Here is a 3153-nt window from a genome sequence, read left to right as displayed (position 1 = left end):
TTCGCTAAACTCAAAGAAAATCGACGCTTAGCATTACGATTTGAGAAATCCGATCTCTCTTTCCTTGCCTTTATAGCTTTAGCATCTATTAAATACAACCTTTGTTAACAGTGCCTAGATTGAGGGAGCAATACCAGACTGGGCTAATGCTTTATGCAATGAAGCATATCCGTGATAAGTCGCTAGAAAAGGCACTTAGGTACGTCATGGATATTTTAAAAACCATATTCACAGAGGATTTTGAATATGGTAAAGATGTGGTATCATACATTGTTGAAACTGGTGATGGTAGTGAGGATGTGCTGGAATTACTCTGCCAAGCCGCTCCAAGTAATAAAAAAGGTGAGATTATGACTATAGCTGAGAAACTAATAGAGAAAGGCAAGCTCCAAGGGATTGATATTGGTATGGAGAAAGGTAAAGAAGAAGCAATGGTACAAGTAGCTAAAGTGATGATGAGCCGAGGCTTTGAAAATGAAGTAATTGCTAAATGTACTGGACTTTCTTTGGCAAAAATAGCATCTCTTAAAAATTAGTCTATTGCTTATAAGTGGAACCTTTGGATCCAATGGAATCGCTGCGATCTGGGGCAGTGTCTGCGCATATTTATTTCGCCCCTTAAAAAAGAAAAACATTGACTTTTTCTTTGGGATAGCTGCATATGAGGACAAATCATGAAAAAGGGTCAAGGGTGAATAGAAAAAATTTGCTTTGATATGAATTGGCGAAGCCAAGAAGAAATTTTTCCTACTTCAAGGCTAAAGCCGTCCCTTGCGCTTGCCTTCATGAGCTTGTCCTATCACTGCCACACACACCCAAGTAGAAGTTGATTGGTAGATTTAATAGCGAATTATGGCTGAAAATTTTTGCCAAATATGTTGATATTATAGCTCGTTAGTGAGATAATACCTCCATCCTTATAAAGTGATAACTTGGTAGCTTGAGCTTAAATGTTTCTTTAGATAACAAATCTACTTAAATCGGCTTTCTGGGAATTACTTTAAGTTACTGTTTGAGCTCTTGAATTGGGCTTTCGTGCTAGTTTACGGGCTTGTTGTGGTAATGGATGTTATGGAAAATATGTTCTTGGTATAACGTAATCTGCATGACGTATTGTAACACAACAGTCAGTTTTAATTCTTTCAATCATTTAAGTAGTTGGTACACCTTTGATTTTGATTCGCCGAGCAGCTGCGCTAATATTTCAAGTGATAAACGGAACTATCATGTCTCAGCTGAAACTATTTTCGACTGTGGACCTAGAAGCTCACAGGTTTTCGATCTGTGTAGTCCACAAAATACCAATAAAACTGAATGTGAACAGTACATCATTCAATTTAAAAAAATCACTCGCTACGAAGTTTTGAACAATAAAGCTAAAGCCATCAAATCCCAAGTACCTGATTATTCTAAATTACCTAACTGCATTGCCTTTGCGGCTCACAGCTTCAAGTGGTGCGATCCTCCTCAAAAACCTATTAAAACCGGTGAGCTATTAGGTGAAACCATGAGTATGTTAAAGGTTTGTAACAATTCTACCAGTATTACACACATTGAAAATTATAATAGTACTAATCATACTGATGATAACTCTATTGGGATTTTAGTTTATGTCTTACGTAACAACTCCACGACATATAATATTACTCATGCCACGCTTTTTGTAAATGGCATCCTATACTCAAAATTAGGGTCAAATCAACTAGTGCATCATGGAGATAGTGATCTTTCCAGTTTCCCTGGCATCGTTAAAACATGTAACGCTATTAATAGTCATAGTCAGTTATGTGATGTTAATAAGACTTTTACTAATCTTTTACTCGTTTCTATTGCAAGTTTACTGAAAGAGAAATACAGCAACTTTCTTAGTGATTTGGGGATGGGACAAGCAGAACCATTGGATGAAATTATAACAATTTACGAAAAACTTGCTCCACAATATCCTAGTTTAAGACAGGAAAAATCTGATAAAGTTTACCCAATATCACGGCATGTGAGTGCTGGATTAAACAATACTATATCTAACTTGAAACAATCTATACTGCTAACCGAAGGCTCTCTACTAGAGTATAATGATAATTTGCGTAATGTAATGGAGTTTTTTTTCCAATCTTTCAAAACCAATAAGCTAAAAATTAATTGCAGCGCTATATCTAATTTACTATTTGATAGTGCCTTTATACTGAAGTCCAAAGCAAAGCAACTACAAGACACAGGTTTTACTGATACATATCTTAATTGCAAATCCTTTTTTATTGGCGCTGCTTCAGAAGAGTTTTGTACTAAACTTGGTAAAATAGAATCTAAAAGTTTAGCTAATTACCTCATGTATATAGCCGATATTTTTGAAGATGTGCAGCTAGATTCTGGTTATGGAAACCCATCATTTTATTTCGAGGTCAACGATTATGTCAACTAAACAATTTTGCTCTTTAATTTTCAAAAAGATAAATGAAAATTACTCTTCTCATTCTACTGAAGTAGAAAAAATGATTTCTCGTGTTATGGAAGAATACATGAGTATAGAAATTGAAGATGATAGCTCTATTCTCTATTTTCAAGTAAGATATCTAGATTCTTTTAACAAACTTTTATCTTATACAAAGAGTAATCTTGGTGCTATGGATGCTATTGTGACTAAAATGTACAATAAAGGTCAAGGCGATAATTTTGTAAGCTCTATTTATGCTTCTTTGCAAAATTTATCAGGAAATCAACACCTACTCTTTTCGTATTCCGATTTAGAGGAAAAAGATAATCTAGAATATTATCGTGAATTTGATGACTCATTTATAGGGCTTAATACGAAATCATATTTCATGCACACTTACTCTGACATGCTGGACAATGTTGAAGATATAACATTATGTAATATTCCTTCTCTTCTATATCTTCTGGATGGTAATCTTATACATTCTGTTGATGATTATTCAGCAGTACAACAAGAGCAATGTTATTGTTATCTTTTTTGAGAGGAGCTGAAGGAAGTGCTTCAGCAAATATGTGTTAAGAATTTCTTGAAGGGTTTTGAAGTCAGAAGGTGGCAGCGTCAAGTTAGGCACTGTTAACAAAGGTTTTGCCAAATAATGGAAAAGATGCAATATTATATTGGAGGCGATAAATATGGTATTTAGATGGATAAAAGGTTGTTTC

4 protein-coding genes are annotated in these 3153 nt (G+C 34.6%); 3 read left to right on the top strand and 1 reads right to left on the bottom strand.

The window, feature by feature from the left end; genetic code table 11:
• The first annotated feature begins 101 nt into the window (after nucleotides 1–101).
• From Cyrtocomes_RS05725 to Cyrtocomes_RS05715, 3 genes are all read left to right on the top strand, one after another.
• Nucleotides 102–536 (top strand): RpnC/YadD family protein, encoded by a 435-nt coding sequence (locus Cyrtocomes_RS05725; protein ID WP_322498230.1) that lies wholly within the window; start codon nucleotides 102–104, stop codon nucleotides 534–536.
• 827 nt (nucleotides 537–1363) lie between these two features.
• On the top strand, nucleotides 1364–2419 hold the full coding sequence (locus tag Cyrtocomes_RS05720; RefSeq protein WP_322498229.1) for a DUF7689 domain-containing protein: 1056 nt from the start codon (nucleotides 1364–1366) through the stop codon (nucleotides 2417–2419).
• The gene (locus tag Cyrtocomes_RS05715) at nucleotides 2409–2972 is read left to right on the top strand and encodes a hypothetical protein (protein WP_322498228.1); all 564 of its coding nucleotides are present in this window, start codon (nucleotides 2409–2411) and stop codon (nucleotides 2970–2972) included. The genes Cyrtocomes_RS05720 and Cyrtocomes_RS05715 overlap by 11 nt, the downstream gene beginning before the upstream one ends.
• Here Cyrtocomes_RS05715 and Cyrtocomes_RS05710 read toward each other — a convergent pair.
• Nucleotides 2931–3153 (bottom strand): hypothetical protein (locus Cyrtocomes_RS05710; RefSeq protein ID WP_322498227.1); only part of this gene is annotated, 223 nt, incomplete at its 5' end. The genes Cyrtocomes_RS05715 and Cyrtocomes_RS05710 overlap by 42 nt on opposite strands.

The organism is Candidatus Cyrtobacter comes (assembly GCF_034470605.1).
Lineage (GTDB): Bacteria > Pseudomonadota > Alphaproteobacteria > Rickettsiales > Midichloriaceae > Cyrtobacter > Cyrtobacter comes.
This window is presented reverse-complemented; position numbering and strand designations above follow the sequence as displayed.

Coding starts and splice junctions, on each gene's coding strand:
- Cyrtocomes_RS05715 (WP_322498228.1), top strand. CDS start 2,409: ATGTCAACTAAACAATTTTGCTCTTTAATTTTCAAAAAGATAAATGAA.